This is a genomic window from Streptomyces sp. NPDC051211 (assembly GCF_040689505.1).
In the GTDB taxonomy this organism is placed as follows: Bacteria; Actinomycetota; Actinomycetes; order Streptomycetales; family Streptomycetaceae; genus Streptomyces.
Map to the genome: position 1 here is coordinate 64,250 of NZ_JBFBAV010000010.1, position 17,054 is coordinate 81,303.

The window sequence follows — 17,054 nt, forward strand, 5'->3', positions numbered from 1 at the left end:
GAGCCGGGCGGTCACGAGCCCGAGGGCTTGAGCGTCAGCGTGTTCTCCGCCGCCCGGTCGACCGCCTCCGGGCTGAACGGCCACTCCAGCAGCTCGCCCTTGGCCCACAGATCGGTCTGGTCGGTGTAGTTGCCGTGGTAGGCGTGCCCGGAGGCGCCGGTCAGGTTGATCCAGCGGGACTTGTCGAGGTCGTTGAGGTTCACGACCATCCGCATGGACGGCACCCAGGTGACCGCGTACCCGCCGGCCGCGTTCCAGCCGGTGGCGTTGACGGTGGCCTCGCCGCCGCCCAGGTTCCAGGGACCGCGGTTGAGCACCCACTGCAGGAAGCCCGGGCCCTCGGTGCCGATGGTCTGGTTGCGCAGCATCAGCTGGTGCAGCCGGCCCCAGCTCCAGGTCGTCCGGTCCTTGCCCAGCTTGGCCGTCAGCTCCCACTGGGCGTCCTTCATGGCCCGGGCGAAGAGCTCGTCGCGGGTGGTGGTCGCCTTCTCGTTCAGGCTGCCGGGCGACTTCCACCAGGCCGACTTCTCGTCCTTGATCAGCCGGCGGACCACCTCGAACCAGCGGTCGCCGCCGTCGGGCTGCGCCGACTCGGGCTCGCGCTGGCCGCATTCGCGGACGGTCTCGGAGAGGTCGTCGTTGGGGCCGGAGGTCTCGTCCCGCACGCTCAGGCAGCTGCCCTCGACCCGCAGTTCCTTGGGCAGCTTGTCGCCGAAGGACAGCTTGAGGATGTTGCGCCAGACCGCGTTGAAGTAGGCGGCGGCGGCCGAGTCGGGCTCCTGGGTGTAGTTCCAGCCCTCCAGCAGCTTCTGCGCCTCGCGGACGTCCGGGTCGGACACGTGGATCTTGGCCAGGATGGGCGTGAGCAGCGTGGCGATCTCGCTGCTGTTGTCCATCTGCATGGTGCGCATGTCGTCGGTCGAGATCTTGCCGCTGTCCTTGATCTTCGCCTCGATGAGGTCGTTGATCCGCTGGCTGCGGGCGCCGTAGCCCCAGTCGGTGGTCAGCGTGTACGGGTACTTGCCCGGCCCGGCCTCGACGACCGCCTGGTTGGCGGTGACGATGTAGCCGCGCTTGGGGTTGAGGTCCCAGGGCATCTCGTCCTGCGGGACCCAGCCGGCGGTGCCGTCGGGGGTGCCCTTCCAGGCGTACTTGGAGTCCCAGCCGGGGGCGGGCAGCTTGCCGTCGCCCTGGGTGCGGATCGGGATCCGGCCCGGGGCCTGGTAGCCGATGTTGCCCTGCTCGCCCTTGCCGTCGGCGTAGATCAGGTTCTGCGAGGGCACCTCGAAGTCGCGGGCCGCCTGCCGGAAGGACTGGAAGTCCTTGGCCTGGTTCAGTTTGAAGATCGCGTCCATGGACTTGCCGGGGTCCAGGGCGGTCCAGCGCAGGGCGACCGCGTAGCCGGTGCCCCGGTCGGGCGCGGAGCTGGCGACGGGGGCGCGGGCGCCGACGGTGCCGAGCTCGTCGCTGCGGTCGGAGACCAGCGGGCCGTTGTTGGTGGTGCGGACGGTGATCCGCTTCTCCTGGCCGCCCGCGACCTTGATGACCTCTTCGCGGGTGGCGAAGGGGAGGACCCTGTTGTCGTAGACGTAGCCCTCGGGACGCACCTGCTCCAGGTACAGGTCGGTGACGTCGGCGCCCAGGTTGGTCATGCCCCAGGAGATGTCCTGGTTGTGGCCGATTATGACGCCGGGCACGCCGGAGAAGGTGTAGCCGGCGACCTGGTACTTGCAGTCGGGCGAGCCCTTACGGCAGTGCAGGCCCATCTGGTACCAGACCGAGGGCAGCTGCGGGGACAGGTGCGGATCGTTGGCGAGCAGGGGCTTGCCGGTGGTCGTGTACCTGCCGGAGACGACCCAGGAGTTCGAGCCGATGCCGCTGCCGTTGGGGCCGAGCAGGGCGGGGATCCGGTCCAGGCTCTCGGAGAGGGAGGTCAGCTGGCTGCGCAGGCCTTCGGTGGCGCCGGCCGGGGAGGTGGTGCCCGTACCGGTGCCGGTGCCGGTGCCGGTGCCGGAGCCCGTACCGGTGCCGGTGCCCGTGCCCTTGCCCGGGCGGGAGCCGGAACCGGCGGAGCCGGCGGCGCCCTGGGGGACGTACGCACCGGACTCGACCTTGCCGCCCTCGACGATCGGCTTGTTCCGGCCGAACGGGTACGCCGGGTACAGCTCGTCCATCTGCTCCTTGGTGAACTTGCCCGCCATCAGCGCACGGTCGATCTCGTCCTGCATGTTGCCGCGCAGGTCCCACGCCATGGCCTTGAGCCAGGCCACCGAGTCCACCGGGTCCCACTGCTCGGGGGCGTAGCCGTCGCTCAGCTTGAGCGCCGCGTGCTCGACCGACAGGTCCTTGCCGGACTTCCCCTTCAGGTACGCGTTGACACCGTCGGCGTAGGCCTGGAGGTTCTCCTTCGTCTCAGGTGAGAGCTTGGACTTGTACTCGACCTCCGCGACCCGGCGCCAGCCGAGGGTGCGCAGGAAGGCATCGGTCTCGACCTGGCCGCTGCCGAACATCTCGGAGAGCCGGCCGGAGGTCATGTGGCGGCGGACGTCCATCTCCCAGAACCGGTCCTGCGCGTGCACGAAGCCCTGCGCGCGGAAGAGGTCCTTGTCGTTGTCGGCGTAGAGCTGCGGGATGCCGTGGCTGTCGCGCTTCACCTCGACGGTCCCCGTCAGGCCGGGGAGCTCCAGGGAGCCGGTCGTCTGCGGGAAGGAGGCGCGCACGCTGTCCACGCTCCAGTACGCCCCGTAACCGAGGCCCGCGACGAGCGCCAGCACCAGGGTGAGCACGATCAGACGGGCGCGTCGCCCCTTCTTCTTGACGGAGGGGGCGGATTCGTTGGCGGGCATCGCTGTCCTTCGAGGGGCAGGGTGGTCCTGAGTGCTGGGAGCAACCATAGGCGCAGCACCGCGCCCGTTCGGACGCGGTGTCAGGCACTGGGTCGAACTGGCGTTTCACAATGTGGCTATCGCGTCAAGAAAGCGTCAAAGATTAGGTAAGGTAACGAACTACTTGCCGTCGGAGGAACGATCCGGCAGGCACGCGCGAGAAAGGGCCGCCCGCTGACTGTCCACCAGCTCAATGAGCTTCTGCTGGTCTGCTCGCTCGTGCTGCTCATCGCCGTCGCGGCGGTGCGCGTCTCCTCGCGAAGCGGCCTTCCCAGCCTGCTCATCTACCTCGGCATAGGCATCGCGATAGGCCAGGACGGCATCGGCAACGTCGTCTTCGACAATGCGGAGCTGACGCAGGTCATCGGCTACGCGGCGCTGGTCGTGATCCTCGCCGAGGGTGGTCTGGGCACGAAGTGGAAAGAGATCAGGCCGGCCCTGCCCGCCGCGATCTCGCTGTCCCTGGTCGGTGTCGCCATCAGCGTGGGCGTGACGGCGGCGGGCGCCCACTACCTGGTCGGGCTGGACTGGCGGCAGTCGCTGCTGATCGGCGCGGTCGTCTCCTCGACCGACGCGGCGGCGGTCTTCTCGGTCCTGCGCAAGGTGCCGCTGCCCTCCCGGGTCACCGGTGTGCTGGAGGCCGAATCCGGCTTCAACGACGCCCCCGTGGTGATCCTGGTGGTGTCCTTCGCCACGGTCGGCCCGGTCGACGAGTGGTACGTCCTCCTCGGCAAGATCGCGCTGGAGCTGGCCATCGGCGCGGCCATCGGCCTGGCGGTGGGGTTCCTCGGCTCGTACGGCCTGCGGCACGTGGCCCTGCCCGCCTCCGGCCTGTACCCGATCGCCGTGATGGCCATCGCCGTGACGGCGTACGCGGCGGGCGCGATGGCGCACGGCTCCGGCTTCCTCGCCGTGTACCTGGCGGCGATGGTGCTGGGGAACGCCAAGCTGCCGCACTGGCCCGCCACCCGCGGTTTCGCCGACGGCCTCGGCTGGATAGCCCAGATCGGCATGTTCGTGCTGCTCGGCCTGCTGGTGACCCCGCACGAGCTGGGCGACGACATCTGGCCGGCCGTGATCATCGGGCTGGTGCTGACGCTGGTGGCCCGGCCGCTGGAGGTCGTCGTCAGCCTGCTGCCGTTCCGGATGCCCTGGCAGGAGAAGGCCCTGATGTCCTGGGCCGGCCTGCGCGGCGCGGTGCCGATCATCCTCGCGACCATCCCGATGGTGTCCGGGATCGAGGGCAGCGAGCGGGTCTTCAACATCGTCTTCGTGCTGGTGGTCGTCTACACGCTGGTGCAGGGCCCGACCCTGCCGTGGCTGGCCCGGAAGCTGAACCTCCGGGACTCCGAGGAGGCCGCGTCGGACCTCGGCATCGAGTCGGCGCCGCTGGAGCGGCTGCGCGGCCACCTGCTGTCCTTCGCCGTGCCGGCCGGCTCGCGGATGCACGGCGTGGAGGTCAGCGAGCTGCGACTGCCCGCCGGCGCAGCGGTCACCCTGGTCGTCCGGGAGGGCAAGAGCTTCGTACCGCTGCCGTCCACGGTGCTGCGGCGCGGGGACGAGCTGCTGGTGGTGGCGACCGATCCGGTCCGGGACGCGGCGGAGGCGCGGCTGCGGGCGGTGGCGCGGGGCGGCAAGCTGGCCGGCTGGCTCGGTACGGGCGGCGGTTCGCTGCACTGACCCTGCGTGTTCGGGTCGATCGCGTCTTGTTTCCCTAGGCAAACGGACCGTTTCAGGACATTTTCATGCCTGAAGGAATGCGACAGTCCGGTTAATCGCAGGTGAAGACACGGCTTGTCAGCGTAATCACAGGGCGTGCAGACAGGTTTCCCTGTACGATTAAGGAACACAAACGAAACCAACTCTGCCTGACGCAGAGCTGGCGCGACCGCTCGGCGGCCGTGGCTCCCCCCGCAGTGGGCGCCCCTGGTATCACTCGGTCCTGCGCAAGAGGACAGCTCTCGGAGCTCCCACACGTACGGGTGCGGCCCACAAGGCCACGCGCACCGACCGCAGACGGGGATGCTCTACCAGGTGGTAGAAAGGCCCTGCACCGTGGCATCCGCGGTCGCGACCGACAAGTCCGAGACTTCCTCGACTACCTCCCGCCCCGGCTACGGCCGGCTGCTCCGCACGCCCGGCGCCCTGAGCTTCCTGCTCCCCGGCTTCGCCGCCCGCCTGCCGTTCGGAATGCTGACCATCAGCATCCTGCTGCTCGTGCAGCACACCACCGGGTCCTACGCCAACGCCGGCATCGTCGCCGCCGTCACCGGTGTCTCGATGGCGCTGTCCGCCCCGGTGATGGGCAAGTTCACCGACCGCCTCGGCCAGGGCGCCGTCCTGGTCCCGGTCGTCCTCGCGCACGCCACCGCCGTGAGCGCGCTCACCGCGCTCGCGCTGCTCGGCGCCCCGCTGTGGGCGCTCGCGCTGGCCGCCGTCCCGGCCGGTGCGAGCGTTCCGCAGGTCGGCCCGATGGTGCGGGCCCGCTGGGCCGCCCGGCTGGAAGGCTCGCCGCTGCTGCCGACGGCCGCCGCGTTCGAGTCCGTCACCGACGAGTTCACCTTCGTGGTGGGCCCGGTCCTGGCGACCGCGCTGTGCACCGGTGTGCACCCGGCGGCCGGTCTGGTCACCGAGGCGGCCCTGACGCTCCTCGGCGGCCTGTTCTTCGCGGCGCAGCGCTCCACCCAGCCCGCGGTGCACGCCCCTGCCGCCTCCGGTGAGAAGCACGCCTCGGCGCTTTCCTTCCCGGGCCTGCGGGTCCTGATCGTCGCCTTCATCGGCATCGGCGCCGTCTTCGGCGGCATGCAGGTCTCCCTGGCGGCCTTCTCCAACGAGATCGGCAACCCGGGCGCCAACGGTCTGCTCTACGGCGTCTTCGCGGCCGGCAACATGATCGCGGGCATCGCCATGGGCGCCGTGGCCTGGAAGATCGGCCCGCGCCGCCGCCTGATCCTGGGCTACATCGGCCTCACCGCCGCCGCGTCCGTCCTGTGGGCCGCGCACTCCGCGGTGCTGCTGGGCGCGCTCGGCCTGGTGGTCGGCCTCTGCATCGCCCCGGCCCTGATCACCGGCTACACGATGATCGAGAGCCTGATCCCGGCCGCCTCCCGGACCGAGGCCTTCACCTGGCTGACCGGCGCGGTCGCCTTCGGGCAGGCCGGCGCCGTGACCCTGGCGGGCCGGCTGACCGACGCACACGGATCGAGCTTCGGCTTCCTGGTGCCGCTGGGCGCCACCGCGCTGGCGCTGGCGACCCTGCTCGCGCTGCGCTCGAAGCTGGCTCCGAAGGCCCCGACCCGGATCGTCACCACCTCCGTGCAGCCCGTGGCGACGCGGGTGAACGAGCGTGGTCTGGGTCACCGCGTCCCGGTGACGGTGGACTGATCCGCCGGAATAGGTCACCATGGAGTGTCGTTAGCACTCATAGAGTCAGAGTGCCAGGAGGAAGATTTCGTGCCGACCTACCAGTACCAGTGCACCGAGTGCGGTGAGGGCCTCGAGGCCGTGCAGAAGTTCACGGATGACGCTCTGACCGAATGCCCGAGCTGCAAGGGACGCCTGAAGAAGGTGTTCTCGGCGGTCGGCATCGTCTTCAAGGGTTCCGGTTTCTACCGGAACGACAGCCGAGGCGCCTCGTCGAGCAGCACCCCGGCGTCCAGCACGTCGAAGCCCGCCTCGGCCCCGGCGTCCGCGCCGGCGGCGGCCCCGGCCTCCGCTCCGAGCTCTCCGGCGGCCTGACGGCCCCAGCGCTTCAGCCCCCTCGCCCACCGGGCGAGGGGGCTTTCGCACGTGCGGGCGATCTCACCGCCTACGCTGTGCGGCATGGTGAACGCAGAGATCGGCGTAATCGGCGGGTCCGGCTTCTACTCCTTCCTGGAGGACGTCTCCGAGATCCAGGTGGAGACCCCGTACGGAGCCCCCAGCGACTCCCTCTACCTCGGCGAGCTGGCCGGCCGGCAGGTCGCCTTCCTGCCCCGCCACGGCCGCGGACACCACCTCCCGCCGCACCGGATCAACTACCGGGCCAACCTGTGGGCGCTGCGCTCGGTGGGTGTGCGGCAGGTGCTGGGCCCCTGCGCGGTGGGCGGCCTCCGCGCCGAGTACGGCCCGGGCACGCTGCTGGTCCCCGACCAGCTGGTCGACCGTACGAAGTCCCGCGCCCAGACGTATTTCGACGGCCACCCGCTGCCGGACGGCTCCATCCCGAACGTGGTGCACACGACCTTCGCCGACCCGTACTGCCCGGTCGGCCGCGACGCGGCGCTGGCGGCGGCCCGCGGCCGGGCCTGGGAGCCGGTGGACGGCGGCACCATGGTGGTCATCGAGGGACCGCGGTTCTCCACCCGCGCCGAGTCCCGGTGGCATGCGGCGATGGGCTGGTCGGTGGTCGGCATGACGGGGCACCCGGAGGCGGTGCTCGCCCGCGAGCTGGGCCTCTGCTACACGTCGATGGCCCTGGTGACGGACCTGGACGCGGGCGCGGAGACCGGCGAGGGCGTCTCCCACACGGAGGTCCTGAAGGTGTTCGGCGAGAACGTCGGGCGGCTCCGCGAGGTGCTCTTCGACGCGGTGGCCGCCCTTCCGCCGACGGAGTCCCGCAGCTGCCTGTGCACCCACGCGCACGACGGCTGGGACCTGGGCATCGAACTGCCGTAGCGGCGGCCCGCCGCCGTCCCCTTGTCCCGTGTACCGGACATCCTGTCGCGGGCGGCGGTCGCTCCCGGTCATGGCCGTCAGGTGCTGTGGCCGGGTCGCTGGGTAACTCCTGGGGGTGAGGGAGTTGTCCACAGGCTGGGGATCGTCCACAGGGTCCGGCGGGATCTCGGGGGGTGGCGGATCGTGAGGGGTGTCCGGGCGGGGTGCCCGGGGTGAACTCCCTCTCGATGGGCGGTGGTCGGGTTGTCCGGCTCTTTCGACGGTCAGGTTTCTGCTTCTACGTGTCCCCCGCCTTCTACGTGTCCTCCGCCGCGCGGGGTTCCGGCGTTCGCCCCGCTGCGGGTGCGCCGGGGTGCCGGCCGGCTGCGGCGGGCGGTGCGGCGCAGGCGGCGGGTGGCGGGGGTGGGGCTCGCGGTGGCCGCGGCGGCCGCGCTGGCGGCCGGCGGGGCGCAGGCGCGGCCCACGCGCAGCGAGCCGCCGCCGGCCCCGCCCGGACCGCGGGCGGCGGCGCCGGTGCGGCTGGTGTCCGCGCCGGTGCGGATCGCGGATGCGGCGACGGTGCGGTTGTTGCGGCCCGGGGACCGGGTCGATGTGGTGGCGGCCGAGCGGGACGGCCCGCCCAGGGTGCTGGCCGCCGGAGCCAGGGTTGCCGAAGTGCCGGAGCCGGAGAAGGGTGTGGGGGACGGTGGGGCGCTGGTGGTCCTGTCCGTGCCGCGGGACACCGCCCGGGAGCTCGTGGGGGCGGGCACGACGGCCCGACTGGCGGTGACGTTGTGCTGATTCGCATGCACGAACGGTCAAGTCGCCCGAAGATGTGCGCCGATTGGACACGCCATGCCCGGACTGCCGTAGCTTTCGGAACCGTTGGCTCCGCGTCCTGTTCGAGCGAAGAAAGGCTCAGTGGTGAGCGAGAAGAAGGAGAGCGTCCTGGCGGGCTTCAAGGCCTTCCTGATGCGCGGCAATGTGATCGACCTGGCGGTGGCCGTGGTCATCGGTGCCGCGTTCACGAACATCGTGAACTCCGTGGTGAAGGGGATCATCGGCCCCTTGGTGGGCGCGATCGGCACGAAGAGCCTGGACGGCTACACCTCGTGCCTGAAGGGGCCCTGCTCGGTCGACCCGGCCACCGGCAACGCCGTCGGCGTGAACATCCTCTGGGGTTCGGTGCTGAACGCGACGCTCACGTTCGTGATCACCGCGGCCGTCGTCTACTTCATGATGGTCCTGCCGATGGCCAAGTACCTCGCCCGCCAGGAGGCCCGCCGGAAGGCCAGGGAGGGCGTGAAGGAGACCATGGAGATCACCGAGCTCGAGGTGCTCAAGGAGATCCGGGACAACCTCGTCGCGCAGCGCAACGGCAGCGACGGGGCCGGCGCGAGCACGGGCACGGGCACCGGGCAGCACCGGGGCGGCAGCTCGGCCTGACGGCGGTGTCGGCGCCGTCGGCGCCGGGTCAGAGGTGGTGCGGCGGCTTCTCGTCGAGGAAGCGCGCCAGATCGGCGGCACTGCCGGCGGAGGCCGGCCGCTCACCCCAGCCGCGGTCCGTGTCGTCCGAGGACTGCCGGTCCAGCGGGTCGTCGAAGATCAGGGCCGGCTTGGGCCTGGAGGACGGGGCGACCGGCTGGGCCGGCTTCGCGGACGGGGACTCCGGCTCGGAGCCGGGTGCGGGGGCGGTGCTCATGCATCCAGAGTACGGCCGCCCCGCCGCCCGGGCTCAGCTGGGAGCCTCGGCGCCCTTGCGGGCGTAGAACCACCAGCAGACGGCCAGGCAGGTGGCGTAGAAGCCGATGAACATCCACAACGCCGTGGTCACCGCCAGGTTGGCGAACATCGCGGGGATGAAGAAGAAGCCGTGGGCGGCGATGGCGGAGGAGAAGCCGGTCACCGCGCCCGCCTCCATCTCGGACTGTTTCAGGGCCGCGGCCTGTACTTGGGGGCCCTGGCCGGCGGCCGCCTTCGCATGCTGGTCCCGGAAGATCACCGGGATCTGGCGGAAGGTGGAGCCGTTGCCCAGGCCGGAGAAGAAGAAGGCGGCGAGGAAGCCGAGGAAGAGGGTCCAGAAACTTCCCGGGTCACCCGCATGCGGCAGCGCGAAGATCACCACGACCAGCGAGGCGGCCATGCCGACGAAGGACAGCATGGTGACCCTGGCGCCGCCGATCTTGTCGGAGAGCCAGCCGCCCGCCCAGCGCATCAGCGCGCCGACGAAGGGGCCGAGCCAGGCATAGGTGGTGGCGTGGTAGCCCTGGGCCTCGAAGTTGCTCTTGATGAGCAGCGGCAGGCCGGCGTCCGGGTTCCGCCTCGCGTCCCCGGCCGCGTCAGGGGAGAACGTCGTCGGGGCGACGGGACAAAGTCCTTCGCCCCCACGCCATTGGTCAGCCCGGGGTACCGGAGCCCTGCGGGCCGCGCGCCTCGCCTCGTCGGCCCCGTACGGCTGGTGTGCTGGGCGGTATGGCGTACGTACCGATGACCGCCCGGAGCCGTGAAGAAGCCCATCGGGCGGCGACCCCGCTGGAGCTGTTCTTCGACCTGTGCTTCGTGGTCGCGGTGGCGCAGGCCGGCAAACAGCTGGTGCACGCACTCGCCGAGCACCACGTCGGGGCCGGGATCACGGGCTATCTGTTCGTGTTCTTCGGGGTGTGGTGGGCCTGGATGAACTTCACCTGGTTCGCCTCGGCCTACGACATCGACGACGTGCCGTACCGGATCGCCACCCTGGTGCAGATCGCCGGAGTGCTGGTCTATTCGGCGGGCATCCCGCGCGCCTTCAACGACAACGACTGGACCGTCGCGGTCATCGGCTACCTGGTGATGCGCATCGCGCTGACCGCGCAGTGGCTGCGCGCCGCGCACGGCGAGGAGGGGCCCGCCCGGCGCTGCGCCCTCACCTACGCGATCGGGCTGGTCATCTGCCAGGCCGGCTGGACGGCGATGCTCGCGGCCCCGGAGGACAGCCGCCGGTGGCTGTTCCTGGTGCTGGTGGCGGCGGAGCTGATGGTGCCGGTGGTCGCCGAGCGCGACCACCAGACGCCGTGGCATCCGCGCCACATCGCCGAGCGGTACGGGCTGTTCACCATCATCGTGCTGGGCGAGACGATCGCGGCGGCCACCGTCGCGGTGCAGTCGGCGCTGGACGAGCACGAGGCGCTGGACCTGCTGCTGCCCATCGCCGCGGGCGGTCTGCTGCTGGTGTTCGCGGCCTGGTGGATCTACTTCGCGGTGCCCGCCCACGACCGGCTGCGCAGCAACCGGGAGGCCATCCCGTGGGGGTACGGGCACTTCGTGATCCTGGCCTCGGCGGCCGCGATCGGGGCGGGCATCGAGGTGGCCGTCGAGCAGGCGGTGGGCAAGGCCCATGTTTCCACGGTGGCCGCCAACCTGTCGGTGACCGTGCCCGCCGCCCTGTTCCTGCTCACCGTGTGGATGTTGCACGCCCGGCACTTCAAGCGGGGCACCGCCCAGCAGCTGGTGCTGCCGGTGGCCGCGGTGGTGGTACTGGCCTGTGCCTGGACGGGCGCGTACGCGGTGCTGTGGACCGGTCTGGTCGCCGCCGCCACCGTCGCGGTGGGCGTAACCCTGACCCAGCGGGCGCGTTCTGGAGCGTGAGAACCGCGGGCCCTGCCCGGCGCAGACGGTGACGGGGCCGGCGACAGAGAGAGGCGTGCCCATGACTGGAATCCCGGCGTTTCCGGCGCAGCAACAGGATCTCGCCGACCCGGCGTTCTGGCAGCAGCCCCCGGCCGCCCGGCTGGCCGCGTTCGCCCGGCTGCGGGCGCTGGACGGGCCCCGGTACTTCGCCGAGGGCCGCGGCCGCGGCCACTGGGCACTGGTCCGGCACGCGGACGTGCAGGAGGCCAGCCGGAACCCGAAGGTGTTCGCGAGCGCGCCCGGGGTGACCACGCCGGAGCCGGCCCGCTGGGTGCGGGCGCTGTTCGGGGACTCGATGGTCAATCTGGACGGTGCCGACCACGCCCGTCTGCGGAAGATCGTCCAGCGGGCGTTCACGCCCCGGCTGCTGGCCGCGGCCGAGGCCGACATCCATGCCGTGGCCGCGCGGATCGTGGACGACGTACTGGCGGGCCGGCCCGAGGAGTTCGTCGAGGCCGTCGCCTCCCGGCTGCCGCTGGAGGTGATCTGCAACATGATGGGGATTCCCGAGCACTACCGGCCGGAGATCGCCGACCGGGTCAACCACGCCTCCGAGAACATCGGGGTGGAGCGCGGCCTGGCCGACCGGCTGCGGATTCCCGGCCGGGGGCTGCGGGCGCTGGCCCGGATGCAGCGGATGGTGGCGGGCATCGGCCGGGACCGGCGCCGCAACCCCTCGGACGACCTGATCTCCGCCCTGGTGTGCGCGGACGTCGACGGGCAGGCGCTCGGGGCCCGGCAGCTCGGCGCGTTCTTCTCGCTGCTGATGGTGGCGGGGGTGGAGACCACCCGGAACGCGATCACGCACGGGCTGAGCCTGCTGACCGACCATCCCGACCAACGGGATCTGCTGCTCTCCGACTTCGAGGCGTACGCGGACGGCGCGGTCGACGAGATGATCCGGCACTCGACGCCGATCATCCAGTTCCGTCGCACGGTGACGGCCGAACACCGGCTGGGCGGGCACCTGTTCCGGCCGGGCGACAAGGTGGTGCTGTACTACGCCTCCGCCAACCGGGACGAGTCGGTGTTCCCCGACCCGGACGCCTTCGACATCACCCGCTCCCCCAACCCGCACCTGGGGTTCGGCGGTGGCGGACCGCACTTCTGCCTGGGTGCTCATCTGGCCCGGGTGGAGATGAAGGCGCTGTTCCGCGAGTTGCTGACCCGGCCGCGCGGGCTGCGGGCGGTGGGGCTGCCGGATCTGGCGGGCTCGAACTTCGACAACCGGGTCCGCTCGCTGAAGTTCGCGTTCGAGCACTGACCCCGATCGCGCGGGCCGGGCGTACGGAGCACCGGCCGTACGGAGCACCGGAGCACCGGTCGTACGGAGTACCGGCCGCCGGGCAGGCTGGGAGCCCGGCGGCCGGTGGACCAGGGCGGGCGGGACGGCCCGGCGCCGGGCTAGTTCTGCAGCCGCTCCACGCGCAGCACGCAGTGCGCGCTGCCGGTCAGGACCGCCTCGTCGCCCGCGTACGCCTGGAGCATCTCGGCGGTCACCGGCTGGCCGGGGACTGCCTCGGGCCAGGCCCGGGTGCCGAAGAGGAAGTAGACCTGCCCGCTCTCGTCGGCGGCGGCCACCCACTCCGGCGGGGCGGTGCACCGGGCGTTGAGGCCGGGCAGGGTGAGGGCGACCTGGTCGCCCGCGAGCAGCACCCGGACCGGGAAGGAGGAGGGGTTGCGGGTTCCGTCGAGCACGACGTCGCCGATCGGCAGGCCGATCTCCTCCAGCAGCGCGCGGGCCGCCTCCTCGCCCTTCTCCCGGCCACCCGGGCCGTCGCCGAGGGTGTAGGCGAGGAGGTACGGGATGTCGTGGCCGTCCGCGGGGTCGCCGATCCACGCGAGCACCGAAAGGGTGCCGAGGTGGGACCGGTCGATTTCGGCGTGAGTTGAAGTCATGCGCCGCACCCTAGTGGTCTTTCCCCGGGCCCTTTCACGGCCATTCACCCGCGCGGGCTAGACCGTCCAGAATCCTTCTCCGGAATTCGCCTGGGTGTTCGCGTCCTGGTACTGGAGGCGCACAATGCGCGCGTTTTCCGGAATTTCGAACACCACCCATCCCTCCGCCCGGTCACCGACCGAGAGGGAATCGAAGACGAGCGGTTTGCCGGTGGTGAGCTCCCCGGTGGCGATGGACGGATAGCGCTGTCCCGCGCTGTCGTGCGCCCACATGCGTCCGAGCGACCCGTACGTCGCTCCGCCGACGTTGACGAAGGACATGCCGGCGCCGACCCAGCGCTTGCCGGCGGGCGGGGCGTACTCCTTGTCCACGCTGACGGCCGGGTCCACGTAGGCGTTGAGTACGGCCTGAAGGTGGCGGCCCACCTGGCGGCCGCGCACCCGCACCGCCTCTCCGACGTGCGCGTCCTTGGCGGTGGAGCGGGGGGCGTCGGCCGGGAGCTCCTCGTCGGCACCGGGCGCGTTGTCGTCCACCGGGACGGCGGGGGCGGCGGCCGGGGCGAGGGTGGCGCCCTGCGGGCTGCCGGAGCAGGCCGTGGCACCGAGCAGCAGGACCGGGAGCAGGGCGAGGCAGGCGGGGGCGGCGAAGTGGCGCATGAGGATCCCTTCGGGGGACGTATTACGGCCAGTCTCACGCGGCCGAGCGGGCAATTGCACACAGCGACACGAGCGCGCCGGGTGAGTTGCCAGTGCCGGGCCAGCACAATTCGTTCCGGCGGATTCCCACCCGCCCGGGGACAACCCCTGCAACAACCCATGACATCCGGAGGATTCATGCGAATTACCACCCCCCGACTGGCTCTGGCAGCGGTCTCCGCGGTTGCGGCGGCAGCGGCATTCACCGCCCCTGCGAGTGCCGGCGCATTCGGTAATGAGATTTCCGTACAGCCGTACGGACATATCTCCGAGAACGGCACCGTCACTCTTTCCGGGACCTACCGCTGCACGACCCCGTCACCCTCTGGGGCGGTTCAGATCTCGGCGACGATCGTGCAGGACGGCACCCGGCTGGGCTTCGGCGGGGAGGAGGCGGTCTGCGACGGCGAACAGCGCAAGTGGTCGGCCACCGGCTCGCTCCGGATGACCCCGAACATCCACCCCGGCGGTGCCGGAGCGGAGGTCCGGCTCCAGTCGGTGCGCCCCAGCGGCGGCCTGATCCCGCACGTCTCGTACGTGGCTGAGGAGCACCGGGACGTCGAGCTGGTCGAGCGCAAGGGCTGACCCGGGCACCGAGGGCCGGTAGCCGCCGCTACCGGCAGTCCGGGCCACCGGCAGTCCGGGCTACGGGCACCACCTGCAGTCCGGGCTACGGGCACTCCGGCCCTGCGCCGAGCATCGACATGAAGGCCACCGCCTGGCACGGCGGGCCCGCCTGCGGGTCCGTCGCCGGGTCGAGGGCCGTCGGCACGGCGACCACCACCAGCAGCAACACCAGGGCGAGCAGGGCGGTCACGGTGCCGCCCCTCACCCGCTTCATGGCCGGTTCCGTCTCATGCCCGCATGGTCACCCCGGGCGGCTCCCGCCACAACCCGACGCGTCCGTTCGGTCACCCACCGCCGTCCACCGGTGCGTCGAACTCGCACCAGACCGCCTTGCCGTCGCCCCGGGACTCGACCCCCCAGTGCGAGGCCAGGGCGTCCACCAGGAGCAGTCCGCGGCCCGTGGTGGCCGCCTCGCCGGGGCTGCGGCGGCGCGGCCAGACACTGGAGCGGTCCTTGACCCACAGGCGGACCTTGCGGACCGGTTCCGGCAGCACCTCCATGGTCAGGACCGCGCCGCCGTCGGTGTGCAGCAGGGCGTTGACCAGCAGCTCGCCGGCCGCGAGTTCCACGTCGTCGGCCAGCGCCGGCATGCCCCAGTCGCGCAGTGCCTGGCGCAGCGCGAAACGGGCCTCGGACAGGCCCTCCGGGTCGGCCTGGTGGACGTACTGGTGGATCCGCGGGGCCCGGTGGGTGCCCGGGTCCGGGGCCCGGCGCAGCACCAGCAGGGCCACGTCGTCGCCCGAGCCCCAGCGCTCCCACAGCCGGTCCAGGAGGTGGTCGGCGAGCGCCCCGGCCTCCTGCGGGCCGCTCCGCACCGCGTGGGCCAGCGCTTCCATGCCCGCCGTGATCGCCGTGCCCGGCTCCTCGACCAGGCCGTCCGTGCACAGCACCAGGGTCTCGCCGGGCACGAGGTCGAGCCGGGTCTCCGGGAACTCCTCCTGCTCGAAGACGGAGGCGAGGCCGAGCGGCAGGCCGCCGCGCAGGTTGGGCCAGCCGGTGCGGCCGTCGGTGTGCCGGATCAGCGGTCCGAGGTGGCCCGCGCGGACCGCCCGTACGCCGCCGGTCTCCAGGTCGACCTGGGCGTACGTACAAGTGGCGAAACGTTCCGTGTCGAGCTCCGCGAGGAACCGGGAGGCGCGGGCGAGGACGGTGGACGGCGGGTGCCCCTCCCCCGCGTACGCGCGCAGCGCGATCCGCAGCTGGCCCATGATCGCCGCCGCGTGGGTGTCGTGTCCCTGGACGTCGCCGACCACGATCCCTACCCGGTCCCGGGGCAGCGCGATCACGTCGTACCAGTCGCCGCCGACCTCCCGCCCGCTCCACGCGGAGTGGTACCGCACCGCGATCTCCCCGCCGGTGATGCCGGGAATCCGGCGCGGCAGCATGGCGGCCTGAAGGCCGGTGGCGAACTCGCGTTCCTGGTCGAAGAGGAGCGCCCGCTGGAGGGACTGGGCGACGATGCCGGCCAGGCCCAGCGTCAGGTTCCGTTCCTCCGGGCTGAATTCGCTGCGCCGCCGGTAGAAGAGCACCAGCCCGCCGATCGCCTTGGCCTGCGCGATCAGCGGCAGGTAGGCGGCCGCGTCGAAGGCGATGGCCCGGACGTAGGGCTCGATGTGCGGGAACTCGGCGGCCAGCTCGGACATCGAGGTGACGAAGCGGGCCGTCCGCGTGATCACGGCCTTCGACAGCGGCAGATCGCCGTCCAGCCGGGTGAACCGGCGCTGGTTGAGGATCTCCAGCGACTCCCCGCTCAGCGCGATGATCTTGATGGTGCCGTTTTCCACCAGGCCCAGCGCCAGTCCGTCCGCGCCCAGCCGCTCCAGCGCCCCCGCCCCGGTCAGCACCGCCGTGACATCGTCCACGGTCACCGCCCGGGACAGCGCCTCCGTGGTCCGCTGCACGATCGTGGTCTGCTTGGCCCGGGCCGCCTCCAGCTTGCGCAGCAGTTCGGAGTGGGCGAGCTCGGCCGTCGCGTCGCGCACCACCCCGACGATCCGCTGCGGCCCGCCGTCCCGGTCCCTCAGGATCCGGCCCTGGGTGTGGGTCCACTGCTCGGTGCCGTTGCGCCGCCGCACCGTGAAGTACGAGCCGTACGTGTGCTCCCCCGCGTCCAGCGCGGCCTGCACCACCTCGGAGAGCCGCAGCGAGTCCTCCGGCGGGATCCGCCGCCCGAGCGATTCCGGGGTGCCGTCGAACTCCCCCGGGCCCAGGTCGAAGACCACCATTCCGGCCGGGTCCAGATCGAGGGTGCCCGCGTGCAGGTCCCACTCGAAACTGCCCATGCCGTTCAGCGCGAGCCGCTCGCCCGGCCCGGTCACCGTGCCGTGCGCCCGGACCCGCTCCGGCCCCGTCTGCCGCCCGCTCTCCCGCCCTGGGTCCCGTCCCGTGCCCTGCCCTGTCTCCTGCCCCTGACCTTCCTGCGCTGCCATGGGACACACCACCTAAGGGCCGGGCCAGGACGGCTGGGAGATCAGCCGCTCCCACTCCTCGTCAGGATGACCCGGAAGGGTGCGTCCGGCCTCCCGCCAGCGTTTGACGAGGGACATGTAGATCGTGGGCGCCGGGCCGACGGGCTGTTCCGCACGGCTCGCGGGAATGCGTACCCAGCCGCGCCCCTGTGCTCGCTCCCGGCTCATCACGGAC

17 protein-coding genes are annotated in these 17,054 nt (G+C 71.7%); 9 read left to right on the forward strand and 8 right to left on the reverse strand.

Going from position 1 to position 17,054, the window contains the following annotated elements:
- Nucleotides 1-11: 11 nt before the first annotated feature.
- On the reverse strand, nt 12-2,846 hold the full coding sequence (locus AB0447_RS12865; protein ID WP_366476640.1) for a penicillin acylase family protein: 2,835 nt from the start codon (nt 2,844-2,846) through the stop codon (nt 12-14).
- Nucleotides 2,847-3,026: 180 nt separating this feature from the next.
- Between AB0447_RS12865 and AB0447_RS12870 the strand changes: the two genes are divergently transcribed.
- The 6 genes from AB0447_RS12870 to AB0447_RS12895 all read left to right on the forward strand — a co-directional run bounded on the left by AB0447_RS12870 (nt 3,027) and on the right by AB0447_RS12895 (nt 8,966).
- Nucleotides 3,027-4,565, forward strand: coding sequence for a potassium/proton antiporter (locus AB0447_RS12870; protein ID WP_366476766.1), 1,539 nt, complete (start codon nt 3,027-3,029; stop codon nt 4,563-4,565).
- A 375-nt stretch (nt 4,566-4,940) separates the two neighbouring features.
- Nucleotides 4,941-6,269 carry an MFS transporter gene (locus AB0447_RS12875; RefSeq protein ID WP_366476641.1) on the forward strand — a complete coding sequence of 443 codons (1,329 nt, stop codon included), beginning with the start codon at nt 4,941-4,943 and terminating at the stop codon, nt 6,267-6,269.
- A gap of 69 nt (nt 6,270-6,338) precedes the next feature.
- Nucleotides 6,339-6,623, forward strand: a complete 285-nt coding sequence (locus AB0447_RS12880) for an FmdB family zinc ribbon protein (RefSeq protein ID WP_366476642.1) — start codon at nt 6,339-6,341, stop codon at nt 6,621-6,623.
- An 84-nt stretch (nt 6,624-6,707) separates the two neighbouring features.
- Nucleotides 6,708-7,541, forward strand: a complete 834-nt coding sequence (locus AB0447_RS12885) for an S-methyl-5'-thioadenosine phosphorylase (RefSeq protein WP_366476643.1) — start codon at nt 6,708-6,710, stop codon at nt 7,539-7,541.
- Between the two features lie 402 nt (nt 7,542-7,943).
- Nucleotides 7,944-8,321 (forward strand): hypothetical protein, encoded by a 378-nt coding sequence (locus tag AB0447_RS12890; protein WP_366476644.1) that lies wholly within the window; start codon nt 7,944-7,946, stop codon nt 8,319-8,321.
- Between the two features lie 123 nt (nt 8,322-8,444).
- The gene (locus AB0447_RS12895; RefSeq protein WP_366476645.1) at nt 8,445-8,966 is read left to right on the forward strand and encodes an MscL family protein; all 522 of its coding nucleotides are present in this window, start codon (nt 8,445-8,447) and stop codon (nt 8,964-8,966) included.
- A gap of 28 nt (nt 8,967-8,994) precedes the next feature.
- Here the strand turns inward: AB0447_RS12895 and AB0447_RS12900 are convergent, their stop codons facing one another.
- Nucleotides 8,995-9,222 (reverse strand): hypothetical protein, encoded by a 228-nt coding sequence (locus tag AB0447_RS12900; protein ID WP_366476646.1) that lies wholly within the window; start codon nt 9,220-9,222, stop codon nt 8,995-8,997.
- Nucleotides 9,223-9,255: 33 nt separating this feature from the next.
- Nucleotides 9,256-9,735: a hypothetical protein gene (locus AB0447_RS12905; protein ID WP_366476647.1), complete on the reverse strand. Its 480-nt coding sequence runs from the start codon at nt 9,733-9,735 to the stop codon at nt 9,256-9,258.
- Between the two features lie 257 nt (nt 9,736-9,992).
- Between AB0447_RS12905 and AB0447_RS12910 the strand changes: the two genes are divergently transcribed.
- Together AB0447_RS12910 and AB0447_RS12915 are read left to right on the forward strand one after the other, a co-directional pair.
- Nucleotides 9,993-11,147: a low temperature requirement protein A gene (locus AB0447_RS12910; RefSeq protein ID WP_366476648.1), complete on the forward strand. Its 1,155-nt coding sequence runs from the start codon at nt 9,993-9,995 to the stop codon at nt 11,145-11,147.
- Between the two features lie 61 nt (nt 11,148-11,208).
- Complete coding sequence (locus AB0447_RS12915) at nt 11,209-12,453, forward strand: cytochrome P450 (RefSeq protein ID WP_366476649.1); 1,245 nt, start codon at nt 11,209-11,211, stop codon at nt 12,451-12,453.
- A 140-nt stretch (nt 12,454-12,593) separates the two neighbouring features.
- Here AB0447_RS12915 and AB0447_RS12920 read toward each other — a convergent pair whose 3' ends face one another.
- Nucleotides 12,594-13,088, reverse strand: a complete 495-nt coding sequence (locus AB0447_RS12920) for a DUF5949 family protein (RefSeq protein ID WP_366476650.1) — start codon at nt 13,086-13,088, stop codon at nt 12,594-12,596.
- A gap of 57 nt (nt 13,089-13,145) precedes the next feature.
- Nucleotides 13,146-13,745 (reverse strand): hypothetical protein, encoded by a 600-nt coding sequence (locus AB0447_RS12925; RefSeq protein ID WP_366476651.1) that lies wholly within the window; start codon nt 13,743-13,745, stop codon nt 13,146-13,148.
- Nucleotides 13,746-13,922: 177 nt separating this feature from the next.
- Between AB0447_RS12925 and AB0447_RS12930 the strand changes: the two genes are divergently transcribed.
- Nucleotides 13,923-14,369, forward strand: a complete 447-nt coding sequence (locus AB0447_RS12930) for a DUF6299 family protein (protein ID WP_366476652.1) — start codon at nt 13,923-13,925, stop codon at nt 14,367-14,369.
- 85 nt (nt 14,370-14,454) lie between these two features.
- Here the strand turns inward: AB0447_RS12930 and AB0447_RS12935 are convergent, their stop codons facing one another.
- The 3 genes from AB0447_RS12935 to AB0447_RS12945 form a co-directional block, all read right to left on the reverse strand.
- Nucleotides 14,455-14,625, reverse strand: a complete 171-nt coding sequence (locus AB0447_RS12935) for a hypothetical protein (RefSeq protein ID WP_366476653.1) — start codon at nt 14,623-14,625, stop codon at nt 14,455-14,457.
- Nucleotides 14,626-14,695: 70 nt separating this feature from the next.
- Entirely contained in the window at nt 14,696-16,840 is a 2,145-nt protein-coding gene (locus AB0447_RS12940) for a SpoIIE family protein phosphatase (protein ID WP_366476654.1), read from the reverse strand.
- Nucleotides 16,841-16,852: 12 nt separating this feature from the next.
- On the reverse strand, nt 16,853-17,047 hold the full coding sequence (locus tag AB0447_RS12945) for a hypothetical protein (protein WP_366476655.1): 195 nt from the start codon (nt 17,045-17,047) through the stop codon (nt 16,853-16,855).
- Nucleotides 17,048-17,054: the final 7 nt, after the last annotated feature.